Genomic DNA, 19,377 nt, shown 5'->3' on the forward strand with positions numbered 1-19,377 from the left:
GAAACCTTGATTTATTTCGTTATTAAATTTATATAGAGTAAACTACATTATTTTCTTACTTTGTTGATTATGTACTTCGCAATTTCTTCAGCTATGTTAAGCTCTGAATGAACTTCTTGTAGTCCTTTCCAACCTGGTTGGCTATTGACCTCTAGTATGTATATAGAATCTCGTAATGAAACTACATCTACTCCAGCTATATCACACTCTAGAATCTTTGCAGCTTTTAAAACTACATCCTCTATGTATGGATCAAGTCTATCTATTTTCAATGGCTTTCCTCCTCTAGCAATATTTGTTTTCCATTGCCCAGGATAGGCATATCTATACATAGCAGCTAAAACTCTATCGCCTAATACAAAAGCTCTTATATCAACTCCTTTATGAGGTATAAACTCTTGAATATATGCTGTACGCCTTACAAAGGTCATCGATCGTACTACTTCCCACAGAATATCACGATCTCTAATACAGATCTTAGTACTTCCATGACCTCTAGAACCAAACATAGGTTTTACAACAACATCACTACTACTCAACATGTATAGAGATCTTAAGGCAAGAGAGGATCTCTCTGTAACTATAGTCCGAGGTACTGGCAAGCCGTTCATTTTTAATATATACAGAGATCTGAACTTATCAACACATTTCTCTATAGCTGAAGGCTTATTAAATACCGGTATTCCATTATCTTGTATAGAGTACAGAAGATCTATTCTAAATATAGCTTGATCAAGACTCACACGACCAAAGGGTCTAACAACTATAGCTGAAAAGGTCTTTAGTATATCTTCATCATTAACTATAAGCTTCAATTTATCTGAATCTATAAATGCAATAATATCGTTAAATCTAAACGTTGTAACACTATGTCCAAGTGTATGAAATGCTTTTATCAATTGTGATGAACTCCAACTTGAGGGGTTTCTAGTGATTATACCTATATTCATACATATTGTCCCAGACTCTGGAAATAATTCAGCTCACAATTTTATAAACTAGTTTATGAAGTACCGTAATGTTCTATTCAAAGACCTGATCCTTGATTAATACAGATAAAGTTTTAATCGTGAAATACGATAATGAGATGTATGTGAGACTCTTGGAAAGAGGATTTAGAGATAGAGACTTCATAGAAACTATTGAAGGAATGATATTCTGTGTTATAGGTAATGTTCATCCTAAGAATAGTGTTGTAGCCTACCTTAAGTATGTACCTTATGCAGAATCTAGTATAAGAGTTAAATGGTCTAGAGATGGTGTTATGTATGGTCGTGTACTACCTTTCTATAGTGCTATTGGTGTACAGAGTGTTATTGAGTATCTGAAGCGAAATTATCCACATTATGTTGTTTATGATGAATATAGAAACATAGAACTTATAGAAGTTGAAAAAAGATGGATAAAAAAACACTATAGACCTGAAGAGAGACTAAATGAGATTCTTAATGAGCCTAAGGATTCTTTGGAGCAAATGGCGAAAGAGCTCGTTACGAAGCTATCTGAGGAATCTGGAGTATCTTTAAAATACTTTGGTATAACAGGCTCTATTCTGCTGAATATTCATAATCCATCGATATCCGATATAGATATTGTTGTTTATGGTAAAGAGAACTCATATAGGGTTAAGGAGGCTTTACTTAGACTTTATGCAAATGCGGTGTCTTCTAACTTTTCTTTACCACAAGGCGATATCTTGATGGAGTGGGCAAGAGATATCATCAAAATACATCCACTAAATCTTGATGAAGCATTACTTCTGTATGGTAAGTTTAAATGGAATAGAGCTCTATACATGGGACGACAGTTTTCTATTCATCCTGTTAAACTTGAGAATGAAGTAAATGAAGAATGGGAACAGAAGAGGTATAGGCCTATGGGTATTGCTACAATAAAAGCAAAGGTTGTAGACTCTAGTGATTCAATATTCATGCCAGCAATATACAATGTAGATGATGTTGAGGTAATTGAAGGTAATGAAGAAGCTATTAAGGTATCTAAGGTCGTAAGTTATGAAGGTTTGTACATAGATTTAGCAACACCAGGTGAAGATGTGATTGTTAGAGGTAAACTTGAAGAGGTTATAGATCTAAAGACTAGTGAAAAGCATTATCAGATTACTGTAGGAACTTACGAAGCTGGTGGAAAAGACTATATAAAACCAGTTAAATGGTTTAAACATAAATAACTTGAGTGAAAAAAATGAGGTTACTGGTATCAATAAAAGATGCTAACGAAGTTGAAGATGCCATTTTAGGTGGAGCAGATATTATAGATGTTAAAGATCCTTCTACTGGTAGTCTTGGGCTTCCCGAATTTGCTGTACTTAAAGATGTTGTGAATATCGTGAAAAGTTATTCTAGTAAAGAGGTGAGTATGGCTTTAGGCGATATAAGTGGATACTGCAAGAAGCTTAGTTATGTAGCGTTTTCCGCCTCGATGTTGAATGTAGATTATCTAAAGCTGGGCATAGCGCTAAAGGATGTAGATGAAATTAAACGCATTATAATGAGTGTCTCAGAGGCTATTGATTCATTATCTAGACCAAAACTTGTAGTTGTAGGTTATGCAGACTTTCGTTATGAAGGTTTTATCGAACCTACTGTATTGATAGATATAGCTATTGCAACAAAGGTTCAGGGTGTTATGATAGATACGTTTAGAAAGAATGGTATTAATACATTCAATTTACTTACTATTGATTACCTTAGGAACTTCGTTACATTTGCTCATAATCAAGGTCTTTTAGCCGCCATAGCTGGTGGAATAAATATGGAGCATCTTCCGCTCTGTGCTAAACTAGGATTTGATGTTGTTGGTGTAAGAGGAGCAGTATGTGTGGGAAAGAGAACTGATAGAATATCTAGAGAACGGGTTAAACTATTTAAGGAACTCCTTAAAAGTTTAGAAATAAGTAAGGAGAAGAGTATCTCTACATCCAGTACGTAACGTAGAGTATTTCATAGTTAAGGCATCACTATCGTGTATGTATCTTCCTCCATACTCACAATTTTATAAAGTAGTTCTGGTCTTAATACATTGAATATGATTAAAGGTATTTTATACATTTTAACCAAATTTATTGTGTAGCTATCGAAAACATTTTGTCGTTTTATATCATCTGACTTAATTATCTTCATTATCTCTCCTTTTTCATTAGTTATACCATTAACCATCTTTCCCAAGAGCACCATATTTGCTCTTAAGAGTTTAGCTATAAATATAGATATGGAATCGCTCGTAATGTCCCATGTGTGAGGAAGTTCATCATTTGTTTTAAGTATTTGGTATGGCATAACTATCGGTATAAGTCTTAAGCTTAAAGCTTTATAAACATCGTCTATGGTATAAGCTTCTACACAATTTGTATTAAAGTGTTTTAGGTATAGTCCGTATATCTCCATAGACTTTATGGCCATCCAATGAGCTGTATCATCATCTATTTCTGTATTATCTTGAATCTCCTTAACTAAGTCAGAGAATATACTTCCCCCAGGAACAATAGCTATACGAGTTCTTTCACTATTCAGTTTTGCTACAACATTCATTAAATCTTTAACTTTATTGGGAAGGTTGATAAGATGCCCGCTTACCTTAAGCACCACTAAATCCATTTTTCTTTACAGCCTCTATCACCATTAAGGCTGCGCCATAGGCTGGTATAACTGAGGCTAAAGGTTTTCCAAGAATATTGTCGATATCTATTATTTTCTTGAAACCTGCTCTTCTTGAAGCTTCGGTAGCGATATGCTTACCTATTCCAGCAACAATAGCTACAAAGTTCTCCAGATCTATACCTATAGAGGCCAGCCAAGACCTTATCTGAATGATTGCATTAAATACTTTATTTACTTGTACTTCATATACATATCTAGCTATCTCCTTAATTTCATACTGATTAAGCATATCTATATCACTACATACAATGCGTGACATTCTAGCCAAGGCTTCATCTAGAGTTTTTCCACGTCCATCAGCTGTCTCTGTAGTATAGTCTGAACTCTCTATATATCCTAAAATAAGCTGAACATCTCCAGCTAAAGCAAATTTTTCTCTACATATACTTATGTAAAAGCCTTTGAAAGGTACCTTATCTACTATTGATGATACATCTGTTCTAAGTGTACCTATGTACACAAGCTCACCATAGAGAAGTTTTTCAGGATCTGTCTTACCTCTAACCAAGGTCTTTCCATTAACCAGAGGAATTATGGTAGTAGTTGTACTACCTATATCAATAAAGAAAGCGTTTGTATAGCCTTGTACAGCGATTAACTTCTCTAATAGCCATGCGCTAGCAGCCCAGTTAGCAGCAGCTACAGATAAAGGATTACTATACAGTTTACTGAGATCTACTAGATTCATATCATAAGTTACATAGAATCTTCTAATAGCATCACTAAAAACATCCTCAACTACATTAACAACACTTTTAACACCAATATCTTTGGTTGGAAATATATCGCTTAGCTCAGCAGTCATACATGTACCAACAAAATAGTTCAAGCAATTACTACAAATTCTATCCTTAATCTCTCTGAGTTTCTTCCTAAGCCCATCAATACCCTTAATCCATATCGGAAAGTACTCTCTAACAATATGTACAACATGTGTATCTCCTAAATGATAGCTAACCTTAACAGCCTTGATATTTGCGCCACCAATATCAAGACCTATTACATCCATTGTGTTATACCCCATATTTTAGTAAAGAGAATTATCTGAATTAGTATTCACATCGATCAATGACGCCCTTATGTATTGCTGTAGCCACTAGAGCATAATTCACACCAAATTTCTTTAAAAGCAACAGCTCTTCTGCATTTCTTAAACCTCCACCTACTGCTACATCTATATTGTTGCAAGTTTTCTTAACCATGTTGACCACCTCTAAATTGATACCTTTTGATGTACCCACACGATCAAGAAATAGAATCAGGATCATTTTAGCACCTTTATCGCAAACTAATTTAGCAGCATGAACTACATCTAGTTTAGTGTTTTGAAACAATACATAGTTTTGTTTGATATCAAGACTAACAAATTTATTCTTTAGGAGATAGAGATCATCAGGATACACCAAATACTCAGTACCAATTATATACCTTATATCGTCACTATCAGTTTTCGTAAGACCTTCTCTTCCAATATCGGTCCATACTTTAAGCCCTAACGATAAAGCTATCTCTATAACATAATCATTCTTACCCTTGCCTACTATAGCATCTATATCGGCTATATATACTGTATCACATCCCAGATTCTTGAATCCTCTCAAAACATCTCTAGGATCAGGAGAACGAGATACAATACTGTAGATTAGTGGTCCATATTTATCTCTCTCACCTGCTATTGCTTGAACAACATAACCATTCATTATATCTAGAACAGGTATTACTTTTATAATATCTATCACCATATTTAGGTATCTATCGAAACTATATTAACGATTAAGGTAATAAACTCAATATCTTTACTATATCTTTACTATGAGTTCTGGTACAGTAGATTCTTCCTATATCATAGAATTCAGCAATAAAAAGAGGGTTCAGATTTATTGTAGATAATGTTTTGGTATCATATATTCTACTTCTATGTTTATTGAATTTAAGGCCTTGCTCCATTAGAGCTGACATCATTAGTTTCATTCATTTCATTAAAAACAACATACATCTATAGTCTTAATTAATGGATTTCTTAAGTTCATGGCTGTTGGGGGAACAGTATTCTGTGAACTTGAGGTAGATGTTTAGTAATTCAAACACATGTGTATTTAACTCAAAACTATATTTCATATATCTATATTTCATATATCTAAACATTTTATGCATCTCGATCTCTACAAAATACCAACATTTGTGATACGCATTACATAGAATAAGGATAATAAAAATAATTGAAGTAGGATCAGTCTATGTAACACTTTTATAATAATATTTACATACTCTATATCTTAGGTAATCCAAACATCAGGAGACCTCCTATGAGTTCGATTGTAGCTGCTACAAGTATTGTTCCTTCAAGCCCTATTGATGCTAATAGCGTTCCTGATAAAAATCCTCCTATTATTGATGCGATAGAGATAGATATAAATATGGTCGTTATTGCTACAGAGACTAGTTCTGGTTTAACGCTTCTTGAAGCTACATAACTTGTTCCAGGTGCACCTACAACTCCGAAAAGCGTCACTAACCAGAATAATATTATGTAAGCCCACATACTTCCTAAAGCAGGATACATTACAAATGTGATAATAGCTGAAGCGATTATAGCTATTATAAGTGTTTTCTTACCTCCTAATCTATCTATCACTGGTCCCCATACGTATGTACCTATACCAAGCATTATTGATGCTACACCCATACCTATAGATGCAATCTCAGGCGGTGCTTTATATATAACATTAAGTACTAATGATAATGATGGATACATTAAGTTCCATCCTATTAGATAGATACATATAGCTATACATGTCCAATAAACTCCTCTCATTTTTAAAGCTGTAGCAATATCTGAACCTTTCATAGCTGGAAGCTGAACCCTGGGAGCTTTGACAGGCAATAGTAAGAGTAATGCTATAGTTGTTAATCCTGCTGCAAGGAAGTATATAGGTTGATATCCTCCTAATGCTGTAGCAAGGGCTCCTGCAAATATTTGGGAGACTCCCATACCGAGCATCATAGATCCTCCTAGAATACCTAGAACTGTACCTCGTATTTTTTCTGGTGCTGTAAGAGCACCTAAAGCCATATATAACGATGTGAATGAGAATACAATACCGCTTATAGTTCTGTATATAGCCAGCTCAATCCAACTTCTAGCCACACCAAGTAACGCATTAAATACTATACCAAGTACAAGACCTACAGCTATGATTTCCTTCCTTCTTCCTGTCCTATCAGCTGTTATACCTATAGGCAATAATAGGAATACAGCTAATATTGATGGAAGGGCCATAACCATAGCTGTTGCCCATGCTTCTGGAGCTCCCCACTCCAATGCATGGACTACCAATAGTGGTGCATATATTCCAAAACCTGCACCTGCAAGCAAAGCTGATAGTGCTAGAAATACTACTGGCAGTAAAGAGGATTTTTGTTGTTGAGATGTATTGGGCATCTATTACACCTAATTATACTTCACCCAAACTATATGTGAATACATTTATTTAAATATTCATGAAAATTAACATAAAGATATAAAGATTAGATAATACTTTATTTTAAATGAGGGAAAGAGAAAACATACTACGTAAAACTATTAATGGATTTTGTAACTATTTAGTATTTGTAACAATCTTATCTATTCTTAATTATTTATTCAACATTTAAATATAGTGGACTGAAACAAATATGTTTTTAACAAGTATGAGCAAGATTTTAAGATATTACATAACTCTTTAATAGTATGCATCTTAAAAAATAATATTAAAAACTATTATAAGATTTAGTATACTCCATACTTGAGAACAGCATTAATATATGCTCTCACATTAGCTACAGGTGTACCTTTAGGTAATTCATTTACTCCAGGTGATATTATGAAACCTCCTTCAGGTTTTATTTTATTCAATAGATCCTTTATATATTCGTCAATTTTCTCTGGAGTTCCACCAACAAGAAGTGATGTGGGCACTCCTCCCATTACTGTGGTATGTCCCTTAAGTTTTTCCCAAACCTTAATAAAGTCTCTAGGTCTTTCAAACCATGCTATACCCCAGCCCTTAGGAAGCTCTAGTATAGTATCAACATGAGGTAAATGATCCCCTTCAAAGAATACAAATCCCTTGTATCCCTTACCAACTAGAGTTTCAATAACTTTCTTTAAATAAGGCCAATAGAATTCATTGTATAGTTTTGGTGGCAACATTTCGTTAAGATGGAGAGGTATGAAGAATGTTGTTAGTGGAGGTATTGGTGGAATAGCTGTAGCAATCTTGAGTATAGGCTCTACTAGCACCTCGCACGCCATCTTGAATTCTTCTGGATATCTCCTCATATCTAACATGGCTCCTGTAGGATGTCTAAGGAAATCACCTATGATATCAGCAGGTGTATATGCGTTAGTTAATGGAAATCCTATATTACCTCTTTTTCCTAATTCTGCAAAGAGTTGTGCTTGGAATGATGATATTCTCTGCATCGTCATACCTATTCTTATCCATGCTCCATTCCATTGAGGAGTTCCTGGAGTTCCTAACCCGGGACATACTCTTGGTAATATGGTGTTATGAATGAACTCTATTGGATTCTCTATAAGCTTTTTATATTCATTAGGATGCATGAATTCTCCTCCACGAAATTGTGGATGCATATCTTCCTTAATTTCCCTACCTGGCCATTGGCTCCACTTATCTTTCAGAATATCATGTATGGGGCCTGTTAAAAATCTGATTGTGTTTGAGAAATCAGGGAAATCAGCAAAAGCTAATCCCAAGATGAATCCTTCAAGCATCATTGGTGCAAACACTATGCCCCAATCACTTGGAAAGTCATGAACAAATTTGAAGACTGCAGAAGGGATTTTTTCTAATTCATATGATAGTTCATACCATGTGAGTCCTGTGTATTGGCATAGGAAATCTCCACCAATACCTGCTACAGGTACTCTATCAGGAACTTTAAGTTCCACGGCTTTCAGAAATCTATCGAATTTCTCTTTTGCAACGACATCAGATTCTTTTTCATGTCTTTCTATCCAGAGATCAATAGGCTCTTTTGTCATAGTTACACACCTTTCTTCTTTTCTTCTATCCATTTAAGCATTATTTTTACTCCTGTTGCAGCATCATTTGTCCAAGCATCTGCTTCTACATACTGACATGCGTATTGATCTACCCTTCCTCCTCCTATTATTATTTTCACCTTATCTCTTAATCCTGCTTGCTTTATTGCCTCTATAGTTTTTTTCATCGATTCTATCCCTACAGTTATTAGACAAGACATCCCCACAATATCTGGATTGTACTGTCTAATGGCATCTACAAATCTTTGTGGCGATACATCAACACCTAAATCAATTACTTCAAATCCTGCAGCTTCAGCCATAGTTATAACAATGTTTTTGCCAATATCATGGATATCTCCTTCAACAGTACCTATAACGAATTTTCCCAATGTCTCTCTGTTTTTCCCAAGTTCTCTTAGTTTTTCTCTCGCCATATCTGAAATTGTTTTAAGAATTTCTCCAGCCATAACTAAATCGGCTACAAAATATTCTCCTCTTTCATATTTTTCTCCAACAACTTCGGCAGCCTTCTTTAAATCATTTAATATATTAACAGGATCTTCAACACTAAGCCTCTTTTTTGCTAGATCAAGAGCTTTACTTTCATTTAGTTCAACAATAGCAGTGATAAACTCTTCTGACAAAGACATACTATTACCTATAGCTACAATTAATTTGTACAAATATATAAAACTTTTACATAGATATGGTTAGTCTAGCCACATTGTATATGTTCTCTGATGCTTATGTATATAAAATTTATAGCTAAAAACTTATACTTGCTTAGCTACTTAATAGCGGTTGGTTGAAATCAGTAATCTCGAGTGATCCTAAATTATGGTACATGAGGTCTCTGTCAATGTTGATGTTAAGCGTATAGATCTAGATAAGAATATAGTAGTTGATATTATTGACGAAATTGCTAACGAAGTTATTGTCAACATATATATCCAAGGCAGACTTGCAGTCTCTATTCCAACATCTCCTTATATGTTTTTAGAACTTGGTCTAGGTTACGCATTAACTCATGGCTTATATGTGGATGAGACTAGGATTATTGTTAAAAATTTAGATATAATGTTAAATGGTGTTTTGAAAAAGGTTATGATCTGTAAAGACAATAAAAATGTGAATAAGATAGACGCACAGAGCGTATATAGATTATTCAAGGAAGTAATGAATAAAGCTAATTTATTTAAAAGAACGGGATGTTTTCATGTTGCAGCTATAGCGTCATTGGATGGATATATTTTAGATCTAGTTGAAGATATATCAAGACATTGCGCATTATATAAAGTTGTTGGTAAGGTATTCCAAAGAGGCATAGACTTTAGCAAATCTATAGTCATAATGTCTTCGAGAGCAGCTTCAAAACTTATTGAAGGTATAGCCAATATATGTATACCTATAGCGGTCTTTCGTGGAGCACCTACAGAGAGAGCTATAGAAATAGCTAAAAGAAATGGGATTACATTAATAGCTCATGTTAGAGAGAATAAGATGAACGTATACACAGGATTTGAAAGAATATTACTTGAAAAAACATAGGAACGTATGCTCAAAACTAACTTAATGATGATAGGGGTACAGCGCGATAATCATTAGTCAGATGATTGGAAGGTAAAGTTCTATAGTGATTTTGTAACGTATTATTTGTGTTACCACAATATGATTATGATTCAGTATGTATCATACTAGTGAATAGAAATTATGGAATAAGCATTCTTTTAAGCATATTAATATTTATGAAACCTGCACTATAAGTAGTACCGGTTTTAATATTGTTTACAGTTACTACGGCTGGTGCGAATACTGATGGATCAACTTTGTATAGAAATTCCCATCCATACATCTTTACAAGCTCTGTAAATGATTTACCATAATCTTTTGAGGCACTGCTTGGAATCTTTTCAACTATTTCCTTTAGTTTTACATCATCTTCGTGTTCGACAAGATAGAACGTTGATCCACCATAAAGAAGCATATCATTGGTTCTACCAGTCATAATTAAAGGATCTGGATGAAGTGGTGATATAGGACATACACCAAATCCGTAGCGAATAGTCTTTATATTGTATCCAATTGTGTACATTTTGAATATCCCTGTCTCAACTACCCTTGCACTTACTTGAATAGAGCCAGCAATACTCGAGGGAGAGACTAGGACTAAGTATATGTTCTCTGGCTCTACCTTAACCTCTCTAGCCACATAATTTACCACTTCTTCAGATGGGTACTGATTGGTCTCTAAAACAAGTACAGCCTCATTAGAGTATTCCACATATTCTATGAACTCAAATATCTTCTTCGGTTTTCTTGCTAAAGCTCTTGCAGGTCCACTACCATTAGCAAAGAATTCCCCGACTTGTATTCTCCAACCAGCTAATTGCGAAGCTATACACGCTTCTATAGGATAGTCCGTAGATACAGAGACTGCTGGTAACATAATTTCTCCAATAGATAAATTGGTCAACGTTACATTGGCTAGCCCACCAAGGCATACTCTTGAAACTATAACCCCTGCCTCAAAGCTTCCTTGAGTTTTAACACCCATATCGATAACATTTGCTTTCCCTATCTTAGATACTGATATTCTAAGTTCTTTCTCTCTATCGATAGCATCTTTAAGAATGTTTAGTGCAAGTTCATTCATAGGTTTAACCAAGTTCATATTGTTTCCTCCACCAATTGTTTATAGGTATCCACAATATGTTTATTATCTTCATACGATATTTGCAGAAATCCTCTACCGCCAACAAGGACATCACCTATAAATGTAGCAAAAGGTTTGAAGAAAACAACTCCTTTAACCTTTAATGAAGAAACTAGAGAATCTATATAGAAACTAGGCAATATGGATGGAATGTGGCCGCCTATAACGATTCGTCCACCAATCATTCTTAACCCAGGATAAACACCGGAACTACCTTTGATGATTACTGTTCCTCCCAACATATCGGTCCCTACAAGATTTCCACTACTTCCATCAACAACTATTGTTCCTCCTTTCATACCCCAACCTATTTCTGCTCCAGCATTTCCATGTATATGTATTGTTCCTCCTTTCATACCCTTTCCAGGTCTCTCTCCATGTAGTTTACTTCCAACTCTATGCATAACATTTCCATATACCTCTATATTACCATTAACCATTTTGGCTCCTAGATAATTTCTAACATTACCGTATATAGTTATATTTCCTCCCTTCATTTTATAGCCTATGAAGTGTCCTACATCGCCTCTTATAATTATTCTTCCGTTACTCATTTTATAACCTATGAAGCAAAGTTTATCATTACTGTTGTTTATGGTTATCTCCATGTTTTTTGTTTCTTGAGGAGCTACTGAAGGACCATCTATGTCAAATAATGTGTCTAATGTTATTGGTAAACCTCCTTCAATTATTTTCAAGTTCCTAATTTCATCTAACTTCTTGTTAACGAATTTATCTGGGGATATGTTTCTAGCATCAGTAAGAACATTAGGCTTAGATCTTAGTTTAAGTATGTAACTCATACCTTCACCCCTATTGAACATTCACTTGCGTAGATATTTTCACAGGATTTCTGACTTCATGGTCCTTTATAATGAAGTTATCTAAAGTAACTGTATAGTATTGCTTAAACCTAGGTTCAATGTACTTAATGAGATCTTTTTCAAGATCTTCTGGCATCTTTGGATTAATGTAGAAGGTCTTTCCATGAATTGTTTTGACTATTTCTCCATCCTTTACAACTATTTCTCCATCTTTTATAACAATCCATGCACGGCTAAAAGCTTTGATAAGTGCTTCATAGTTCTTGGATATATCTACCTCGTGTGGATTAATATCGTATATAGCGATATCAGCATCAGCACCTATACCTAAGTGACCCTTTATTTTATCAAGACCAAGTAGTTTAGCAGGTGAGGCTCGGGTCATTACAGCTATATCGTATAGATTATATTCTCTATCTATTGATGGAAGTATAGATTTTCTAAGAGCTCTCTGATTTACCTCTTTCATTGTATCTTCTCTAGCCTTTTTACTCACAAGCCACGCAAATATTTTTGGATAGTCGAAGAATGTGCCCGCATTTGGATGATCTGTTGTTATGAATATTCTCCAAGGATCTCTAGCTAATAAAGCGATTTCTAGACCTATAACCCATTGAACTGTATTGACGTAGCTTTTCTTTTTGTATCTATAAGGAACAATACCAGCAGCTGCATCAACTTCCGTATCCATGCTCGCCCATTTCCATCGCGTAAGATGATATAGCACATACTCAAAGGGTGCATCTGCAGTCATAGTCGTTGCAGGTCTATCGAGAATTACTTGTCCTAAGTCTAACGTTATATAGGGATTTCTATTGAGTTCTTTTGCTATATCCTCTCCTCCACTTTCAAGAGTACTCCAAGAATCACCTTTATATCCCGCAAACTGGGTGTGAGTGATATGCATTACAGGTCCATCACTTAATTTTGTTAATTCATCAGTAAGAGACATAGTCTTTAATGTTGTTTCATAGTTACCTGGATAACCAAGTCTATTACAATGTACATGGACTTTATGCGGTATATTCAAGTATTGTGCAGCTTCAGCAACACTCTTAATAATGTCTCTTGGTGTTAGACCGTATTCTGGTATCTCTTCATCTATATCTACTCCCCTACCTTTTAGAACCCATGAAATGTCTGAACCAGGATCAACAAGCTTAAGGGCATAGGTTTTTGTAGCAGACAAAAGCCATGCAAGGTACGCCACTATCTGATCTTTTGATCCTTCCTTGATCAGATCTAGAGCAAGCCAGTTAGAGTCTACTAGAACGTAAGTAGCTTTATCTATTATGGGTATGGCATCTAGTTCATGATGCGTATGTCTAGTTTTTATAGGAGGTGTAGCAGGTTCAACTACAAATGTATATCCTAGACGTGCGTATCCATATCCTATCTTAAAAACATTTGGAACTGTAAGTCCTGTTTCAGCTCTTCTATATGGTAGCTTATGTGGTCTATTCGTTAGATAATGATCTTCAGGTCTTATAAGCCTTCCGATATTAACCTTCGGTCCAGCTATATGGCTATGGATATCTATACCTCCAGCCATAACTACTTTATTTTTAGCATCTATTACGATTGTCTTACTAGCCTCTACCTCACTAGCTTCAACTATCTTTCCATCTTTAATAGCGATATCCATAGGCTCTCCATTAACACCGTTTAGCGGATCATAAACGATTCCATTTTTGATCAATATCTGAACCATTATTACACCTTCTTCAACTCTTTAACTTTATTTAGAAGTAATTCCAAAAGGTCTTTATCACATAACACATTAGGTGGAGGATCAACAAGCTTCTTCATGTATATGGGTACGCCATCCATTCTGTAAGCTGTACCCTCACACTCTATACCTACCAAGCCTGCGGGAAGTATCACATCTGCAAAAGCTGTTGTGAGAGACCATTTAGCGTCTATGACGATTACAGGAATTTTGGAAAGATGCTCGACAGCTTTTCTTGGAAGATGTGCAGCTGGATCACTAGCTACTATTAATGCAGCATCAACATCACCATATGTTAATAGATCTGGTGCAGAAGTGACTCCAACAATCATTCGCGGAAATCCTCTAGCAAAATCAACTGCAAATGGGTAACCAGTATTCCACAGCAAAACATGATTTGCACCAGTAACATTGTAGTGTCCACGCATGGGAAGTAATACAAATTTAGTCCATTCATTAAGGTCTTGGATAAGCCTTATAGCTTCTTCTATATTCTTATATCTAGCTTCATTCTGTGTTAAACCCATGCCAAAGAATATAACTCCGTATCTAGCACTTCTCATTATATCTGCAAGCTCTAGCACCTTCTCTCTAGGAACGCCTGCGATAACAGGATTCTCTATCTCTAGATCTCTTACAGCCATCCGTAAAGCCGTTATAAGCTCTAGATCTTTTCCAGGTTCAATCTGTATGAATATGTCAGCAAGATCTGCGGTTAAAGTTTTTCTGACATCTATTACAACAATTTTTCTCTGTCTGCGTCCTTCAGAAAACCTTCCCTTAGCCATCACCAGTCTTGTTATGTGATTCATATGTGCTTCTCTTGGGTTACATCCCCAGAACACAACTAAATCGGATAGATGGAGTATTGGAGCAAAGGTTGAAGTTACAACACCAACCTCTTGTTCTGCTAGAACAGTAGGGCCATGACAAACCACAGATGTGTTATCTATAACCCCATGAAGTATCTCTGCAAGCTCTACAGCCTTCTCTATAGCCTCTACACATGTATTTGAGAGACCAAATATTAGTGGGTATTTCGATGAAATTAGTATTTCCGCAGCTCTTTCTATAGCCTTCTCTACATCAGTTTCTATCAACTCATTATCAATTCTTATATAGGGTTTAATTATTCGATGTTTGTGATAATTCAAAAATTTTGATATTGATATTGCACATCCACCGATATTTCTAACTATTTTATTACCCTCAATCTCGATTTTGAGATAGTCGCAAAGATCTCCACAGAATGGACATACAACATTTTCTTCTACACGTTTATCTCCAATCCTTATCTCTTTGTCCGCTAGAGGCACCTTTATTATTTTTGCATTTAGAGATCTGAGAAGATCATTTAGGGTTGTTACAGGCTCTTCTGTGGGCTCTATTACGACTCTTGTACTCTTTAGATATGGAATGCCAGTACCATCGGTATCTGGATTAACTATGAAGTTTGCCCAGGGACCCATAGGTATAAAGATGGAGCCTCTACGAATTCTATCGCTTATTCTTACTGGAAGGACTATAGAACCATATTCACTCGATATCTTTACTCTATTGGTGATGCCTAAGAACTTCGCATCATCAGGATTCATCTCGACATATGCAATAGATTTTATATATTGCTCAGACCACTTACCTTCACTTTCCATTGAAACTCCTTGCATAATAGACCTGCCAATATTTAAAACAAATAGAGATGGTGAAACACTTTGTTGCATAATTTATCACCAACTTACACACGGATGTCTATATTCTTTACTATTTCTAGAGCATCTCTCAGATACAGATGGTAAGGTCCCAGTTTACCCCCATAGTTACCAGCATCAATCTTTACGACACCAGGAACCGAGGCTGCAGCCTTTATCGCTATACCCATCGCTTTAAGTACGTACTCCTTCCTAAGTCCGTTTATGACTATTTCAAAAACGCTGTTAACTTCTTGAGGAATTTTTGTATCCTTAACCATTTCTTTTAATGTAGGACAGTAAAGATGATTCGTGGTAGCTCTTAATTTAGGGTATTTAAGAGATCCTACCTTTGAACCTGATCTAACGATGCCTCCCGGAAATGGTGTTATAATGCCTCTTGCGTACTTTCTAATAGCTTTTACAGATTTTTCGGCTGCTTTGAGACCGGATTCAAGATCTTTAGCTAATATTAGTATATTACCACCAGCTACAGCTTTAATAACACCAAAACTATCCTCAATAATGAATTCTCCCTCCATAACAGGTATTCTCCATACTTTTCTTCCATACATTGTATCTTCTTTTTCAAAACCATCACCAAATTTCGCTAAAGCTTTACCTATACTGATTCTTCTCTTCATTTTTGGTAATCCATCGAATGCTGCTGTCGTTGGTGCGGTAAGAATGCATTGCCCTACTCGTGTAAGTGTAACTATCTTCAGATTAGCTGGATCAGTATGGTATATCTGTATTGCTACTCCAGGTCTTGAATCAGGTGTTATCTTAGGTGAAAGTAGCGTCTCTATACCGCATTCTCCCGGAGAAGCAATAACTGAGGTGCCGAATCCTGTCGCAACTTTAGCTGCTATAAGTGCCCATTTATGGTTTATAGCTGTAACGATTATTCGTGTAGCATACATAGGAAATGCTTCTGCAAATGTGTCTTCAACTACTACTGAGCCAAGTTTAAGTGTCAATACATACACCGAATTTATTTAATTACTTGCTTACGAGCTGTTTTGCTATTTCCCATGCAATTCTATAATCAAATATACCTTTAGGTACTTCAGCAACACGTTTAAATAGTTCAGCAAGGATCTTGTTCTTTAAGGAGCCTATCCTTAAAGCTCCAACACCATAAACTCCCGGAAGGATCTCTTTATCTTCATCATTTGGTTCTAGTCCTTCTATACCAGTTGGTGGTACAGCATTAACATCTGCAACTATTTTAACCTTTTTACCGCATTTCTTAAGTGTTTCTAGACTCAGTAATCGGATACCAGCAGCACCTGAAGCAAGTATTAGGTCAGCTTCTTCAATACCTTTACATATCTCTTCTTGAGTATGAGCCTTAATACCTTCAACGACATTAAGACCTACCTCTTTATTTACTCTATCCGCAATAGCTTTTGCTTTTTCAATGCTACGTGAAGTCACGTATACACTTGCACCTTCGAGACCAAACATAACAGCTGCAGCAAAACCTACAGGACCTGTTCCAGCAAGTATTACAACTTTATTGTTTTTGAAGTCGCTAAAGCCGTGTTTTATAGATAGCTGGTACATCTTGGCTACAGCTGCAGCAGCAGTAGTGTTTGAACCACGTGGATCAACTATTACTGCAAATTCAAAAGGTGGAAACATAGTTTTTTTAACTATTTCAACTATTTTTTCAACTTTTTCAACATCATAACCCCCTATAAACATCTTTGTGTATTTAATGCCCTTAGATCCTCTTGGAAACATGGCATCCTGTACTATTCTTTGAACATCTTCCGGCTCAACATTACTGTACAAGAGTATATGAGCTTCAGGAAACAGATCTATAACCATCAATGGTTCAAATGGACTCACGTGCTTATCTGTATCTAGAAACAGTATGGCTAATTTTGGCTGGTTAAATGAACTAGACATATGTACACCTTGGAATTATTATGTAAAATCTATTTAAAAATTTTTTACATGTATAAGCAATCCTATATGGAGATAATATTTAAATAACTAAATATATAATCAACTGATATAATACCGTTATTATGAGTTTTTGCAATAGGCTTAGAATTAATCTGAATAGTGGAACTGCTTTTCACTAAGCTTAAACGCTCCAACCAATCTATAGAGTGTTCTTTCTCGTGATCTCTTTACAATTTCATCGGGGTTTCCCCATATGATTGCATTAGTTGGGCATGTAGCAATACATCCCGGTTCCAGATCTTCAGATCGTAGTTTAGAGCATAGATCGCACTTAATTACGTATCCTATAGGAGTTAGTTCTGGTATACCAAATGGACATGCAATTATACATGAAGTACAACCTATACATCTAGTAGTTCTATCAATTACTGCACCACTTTTATCAAATATTAGTGCATTGGTTGGACATACTGTTACGCATGGTGCTTTAACGCAATGGAAACACGATATAGGTTTACTTAAACCACTTTCAATTTCATACAATTTTATAAATGCATATTCACTATTTAGGAATTTACACACTTCTTCACAGGTATAACAGCCTATACACTTATCATATAGTATGAACCTTCTAACTCTAATTTCTAATCCTGGAGCAGTTCCTTTATCTGGGTTAGACATACTAATTACCTTCATTAGATATCTACATTTTTCTGTAGGTTAAAAAACTATCTAGATATTTAGCTGCTCTAAGTCCCGAGCTGAAAGCTCTACCTATGAAGCTAGGACCTATTACTACGTCTCCAGCCGCAAATACTTTATCTAGGTTTGTTTGATAGAATTTGTTTACAATTATTCTTCGAGATCTATCTAACGAGATACTTGAGAACTTGTCTATGAATGGTGGTGTAGGTATTTCGCCTACAGCAAGAATAATAAGATCGGCATTTATTTCGAACTCTGAACCTGGTACGGGAATAGGCTTAGGTCTACCAGTTTCATCAGGTTCACCAAGTCTCATCTTAGTGAGTACGATTCCTGTGGCAATATTGTTAGAGGTTATTATTTTAGATGGTTGGACAAGCTCTATGAAATGTGCCCCTTCCCTAATTAGGCTATTTATTGTATATATACCTGCAGGGGCTTCTGCTATAGTTCTTCTATAGGCTATATAGACTTCAGCTCCTTCTTCTAATGCTTTTTCAGCTGCATCAATAGCTGAAAGACCTGCGCCAATAACTACTACCTTGTCTCCTTTAATTGGCTTCTCTTGTATTAGACCTTCTTCATAGAGTCTCCAATGATATAGATATTCAAGTGCTGTTAAAACATTCTTACTGTCTTCACCTTCAATGCCAAGTTTCCTTGAGCTCCATGTGCCTGTAGCAATGAGAACTGTGTCATATTTTTCCACAAGCTCTTCAAGAGCTGTGGTATTTTCAACAAATTCGTCTCCTTCATCATGTCTTGATTGACCTTTCGTAAAGACTTTAGTCTTTAGGTAAAACTTAACAGACATCCTATCTCGAAGATCTTCAACACCTTCTATAACATTATCGGGATATATTCTATAGCTAGGTATGGCAAACATCATTAAGCCTCCAGCATAAGGGAGTTTATCATAAACATCAACGTCGTAACCCATGCATGATAAATAGCCTGTAGCTGCTAATCCAGCTGGACCTCCACCAATTATGGCTATAGAACCTCTCTTACCTCCTCTATTTTTACATAGAAATGCGTAACGCATATCTATCCCTATATCATTACTATACATAC

18 protein-coding genes are annotated in these 19,377 nt (G+C 35.6%); 3 read left to right on the plus strand and 15 right to left on the minus strand.

The features are described 5' to 3' along the window. Positions 1 to 47 precede the first annotated feature (47 nt). The gene (locus QXK50_06575; protein MEM2008815.1) at positions 48 to 950 is read right to left on the minus strand and encodes a RimK family alpha-L-glutamate ligase; all 903 of its coding nucleotides are present in this window, start codon (positions 948 to 950) and stop codon (positions 48 to 50) included. 152 nt (positions 951 to 1,102) lie between these two features. On the opposite strand from QXK50_06575, the gene QXK50_06580 reads away from it, so the two are divergent. Next, positions 1,103 to 2,188 carry a nucleotidyltransferase domain-containing protein gene (locus QXK50_06580; GenBank protein MEM2008816.1) on the plus strand — a complete coding sequence of 362 codons (1,086 nt, stop codon included), beginning with the start codon at positions 1,103 to 1,105 and terminating at the stop codon, positions 2,186 to 2,188. A 14-nt stretch (positions 2,189 to 2,202) separates the two neighbouring features. After that, positions 2,203 to 2,949 (plus strand): (5-formylfuran-3-yl)methyl phosphate synthase, encoded by a 747-nt coding sequence (locus QXK50_06585; protein MEM2008817.1) that lies wholly within the window; start codon positions 2,203 to 2,205, stop codon positions 2,947 to 2,949. Positions 2,950 to 2,966: 17 nt separating this feature from the next. Here QXK50_06585 and QXK50_06590 read toward each other — a convergent pair whose 3' ends face one another. From QXK50_06590 to QXK50_06615, 6 genes are all read right to left on the minus strand, one after another. Further along, positions 2,967 to 3,614: a hypothetical protein gene (locus QXK50_06590; protein MEM2008818.1), complete on the minus strand. Its 648-nt coding sequence runs from the start codon at positions 3,612 to 3,614 to the stop codon at positions 2,967 to 2,969. Beyond that, positions 3,595 to 4,686, minus strand: coding sequence for a hydantoinase/oxoprolinase family protein (locus QXK50_06595; GenBank protein ID MEM2008819.1), 1,092 nt, complete (start codon positions 4,684 to 4,686; stop codon positions 3,595 to 3,597). The genes QXK50_06590 and QXK50_06595 overlap by 20 nt, the downstream gene beginning before the upstream one ends. A 40-nt stretch (positions 4,687 to 4,726) precedes the next feature. Beyond that, positions 4,727 to 5,419, minus strand: coding sequence for a HisA/HisF-related TIM barrel protein (locus QXK50_06600; GenBank protein ID MEM2008820.1), 693 nt, complete (start codon positions 5,417 to 5,419; stop codon positions 4,727 to 4,729). 527 nt (positions 5,420 to 5,946) lie between these two features. After that, positions 5,947 to 7,119 carry an MFS transporter gene (locus QXK50_06605; GenBank protein MEM2008821.1) on the minus strand — a complete coding sequence of 391 codons (1,173 nt, stop codon included), beginning with the start codon at positions 7,117 to 7,119 and terminating at the stop codon, positions 5,947 to 5,949. A gap of 327 nt (positions 7,120 to 7,446) precedes the next feature. Then, positions 7,447 to 8,724: a uroporphyrinogen decarboxylase family protein gene (locus QXK50_06610; GenBank protein MEM2008822.1), complete on the minus strand. Its 1,278-nt coding sequence runs from the start codon at positions 8,722 to 8,724 to the stop codon at positions 7,447 to 7,449. Positions 8,725 to 8,726: 2 nt separating this feature from the next. After that, the gene (locus tag QXK50_06615) at positions 8,727 to 9,377 is read right to left on the minus strand and encodes a cobalamin-dependent protein (protein ID MEM2008823.1); all 651 of its coding nucleotides are present in this window, start codon (positions 9,375 to 9,377) and stop codon (positions 8,727 to 8,729) included. A 187-nt stretch (positions 9,378 to 9,564) separates the two neighbouring features. On the opposite strand from QXK50_06615, the gene QXK50_06620 reads away from it, so the two are divergent. Beyond that, positions 9,565 to 10,275: a formate dehydrogenase accessory sulfurtransferase FdhD gene (locus QXK50_06620; protein MEM2008824.1), complete on the plus strand. Its 711-nt coding sequence runs from the start codon at positions 9,565 to 9,567 to the stop codon at positions 10,273 to 10,275. 160 nt (positions 10,276 to 10,435) lie between these two features. Here QXK50_06620 and mch read toward each other — a convergent pair whose 3' ends face one another. The 8 genes from mch to QXK50_06660 form a co-directional block, all read right to left on the minus strand. After that, entirely contained in the window at positions 10,436 to 11,398 is a 963-nt protein-coding gene (mch, locus tag QXK50_06625; GenBank protein MEM2008825.1) for a methenyltetrahydromethanopterin cyclohydrolase, read from the minus strand. Then, positions 11,395 to 12,243, minus strand: coding sequence for a formylmethanofuran dehydrogenase subunit C (locus QXK50_06630; GenBank protein MEM2008826.1), 849 nt, complete (start codon positions 12,241 to 12,243; stop codon positions 11,395 to 11,397). Before QXK50_06630 ends, mch begins: the two co-directional genes overlap by 4 nt. A gap of 10 nt (positions 12,244 to 12,253) precedes the next feature. After that, positions 12,254 to 13,975, minus strand: coding sequence for a formylmethanofuran dehydrogenase subunit A (locus QXK50_06635; protein MEM2008827.1), 1,722 nt, complete (start codon positions 13,973 to 13,975; stop codon positions 12,254 to 12,256). A 2-nt stretch (positions 13,976 to 13,977) separates the two neighbouring features. Then, complete coding sequence (locus QXK50_06640; protein MEM2008828.1) at positions 13,978 to 15,714, minus strand: formylmethanofuran dehydrogenase subunit B; 1,737 nt, start codon at positions 15,712 to 15,714, stop codon at positions 13,978 to 13,980. Between the two features lie 14 nt (positions 15,715 to 15,728). Continuing rightward, positions 15,729 to 16,661, minus strand: coding sequence for a formylmethanofuran--tetrahydromethanopterin N-formyltransferase (fhcD, locus tag QXK50_06645; protein MEM2008829.1), 933 nt, complete (start codon positions 16,659 to 16,661; stop codon positions 15,729 to 15,731). A 22-nt stretch (positions 16,662 to 16,683) separates the two neighbouring features. After that, the gene (locus tag QXK50_06650) at positions 16,684 to 17,598 is read right to left on the minus strand and encodes a methylene-tetrahydromethanopterin dehydrogenase N-terminal domain-containing protein (GenBank protein MEM2008830.1); all 915 of its coding nucleotides are present in this window, start codon (positions 17,596 to 17,598) and stop codon (positions 16,684 to 16,686) included. Positions 17,599 to 17,745: 147 nt separating this feature from the next. After that, on the minus strand, positions 17,746 to 18,279 hold the full coding sequence (locus QXK50_06655; GenBank protein ID MEM2008831.1) for a 4Fe-4S dicluster domain-containing protein: 534 nt from the start codon (positions 18,277 to 18,279) through the stop codon (positions 17,746 to 17,748). 22 nt (positions 18,280 to 18,301) lie between these two features. Beyond that, positions 18,302 to 19,375: an FAD-dependent oxidoreductase gene (locus tag QXK50_06660; GenBank protein ID MEM2008832.1), complete on the minus strand. Its 1,074-nt coding sequence runs from the start codon at positions 19,373 to 19,375 to the stop codon at positions 18,302 to 18,304. Positions 19,376 to 19,377 lie beyond the last annotated feature (2 nt).

The sequence above is a fragment of the Ignisphaera sp. genome, from assembly GCA_038831005.1.
Lineage (GTDB): Archaea > Thermoproteota > Thermoprotei_A > Sulfolobales > Ignisphaeraceae > Ignisphaera.

Bases quoted from the DNA above. Each gene is read 5' to 3' on its own strand.
- QXK50_06575 (MEM2008815.1), bottom strand. From the start codon at position 950: ATGAATATAGGTATAATCACTAGAAACCCCTCAAGTTGGAGTTCATCA.
- QXK50_06585 (MEM2008817.1), top strand. From the start codon at position 2,203: ATGAGGTTACTGGTATCAATAAAAGATGCTAACGAAGTTGAAGATGCC.
- QXK50_06590 (MEM2008818.1), bottom strand. From the start codon at position 3,614: ATGGATTTAGTGGTGCTTAAGGTAAGCGGGCATCTTATCAACCTTCCC.
- QXK50_06595 (MEM2008819.1), bottom strand. From the start codon at position 4,686: ATGGATGTAATAGGTCTTGATATTGGTGGCGCAAATATCAAGGCTGTT.
- QXK50_06600 (MEM2008820.1), bottom strand. From the start codon at position 5,419: ATGGTGATAGATATTATAAAAGTAATACCTGTTCTAGATATAATGAAT.
- QXK50_06605 (MEM2008821.1), bottom strand. From the start codon at position 7,119: ATGCCCAATACATCTCAACAACAAAAATCCTCTTTACTGCCAGTAGTA.
- QXK50_06610 (MEM2008822.1), bottom strand. From the start codon at position 8,724: ATGACAAAAGAGCCTATTGATCTCTGGATAGAAAGACATGAAAAAGAA.
- QXK50_06615 (MEM2008823.1), bottom strand. From the start codon at position 9,377: ATGTCTTTGTCAGAAGAGTTTATCACTGCTATTGTTGAACTAAATGAA.
- QXK50_06620 (MEM2008824.1), top strand. From the start codon at position 9,565: ATGGTACATGAGGTCTCTGTCAATGTTGATGTTAAGCGTATAGATCTA.
- mch (MEM2008825.1), bottom strand. From the start codon at position 11,398: ATGAACTTGGTTAAACCTATGAATGAACTTGCACTAAACATTCTTAAA.
- QXK50_06630 (MEM2008826.1), bottom strand. From the start codon at position 12,243: ATGAGTTACATACTTAAACTAAGATCTAAGCCTAATGTTCTTACTGAT.
- QXK50_06635 (MEM2008827.1), bottom strand. From the start codon at position 13,975: ATGGTTCAGATATTGATCAAAAATGGAATCGTTTATGATCCGCTAAAC.
- QXK50_06640 (MEM2008828.1), bottom strand. From the start codon at position 15,714: ATGCAACAAAGTGTTTCACCATCTCTATTTGTTTTAAATATTGGCAGG.
- QXK50_06650 (MEM2008830.1), bottom strand. From the start codon at position 17,598: ATGTCTAGTTCATTTAACCAGCCAAAATTAGCCATACTGTTTCTAGAT.
- QXK50_06655 (MEM2008831.1), bottom strand. From the start codon at position 18,279: ATGTCTAACCCAGATAAAGGAACTGCTCCAGGATTAGAAATTAGAGTT.
- QXK50_06660 (MEM2008832.1), bottom strand. From the start codon at position 19,375: ATGTATAGTAATGATATAGGGATAGATATGCGTTACGCATTTCTATGT.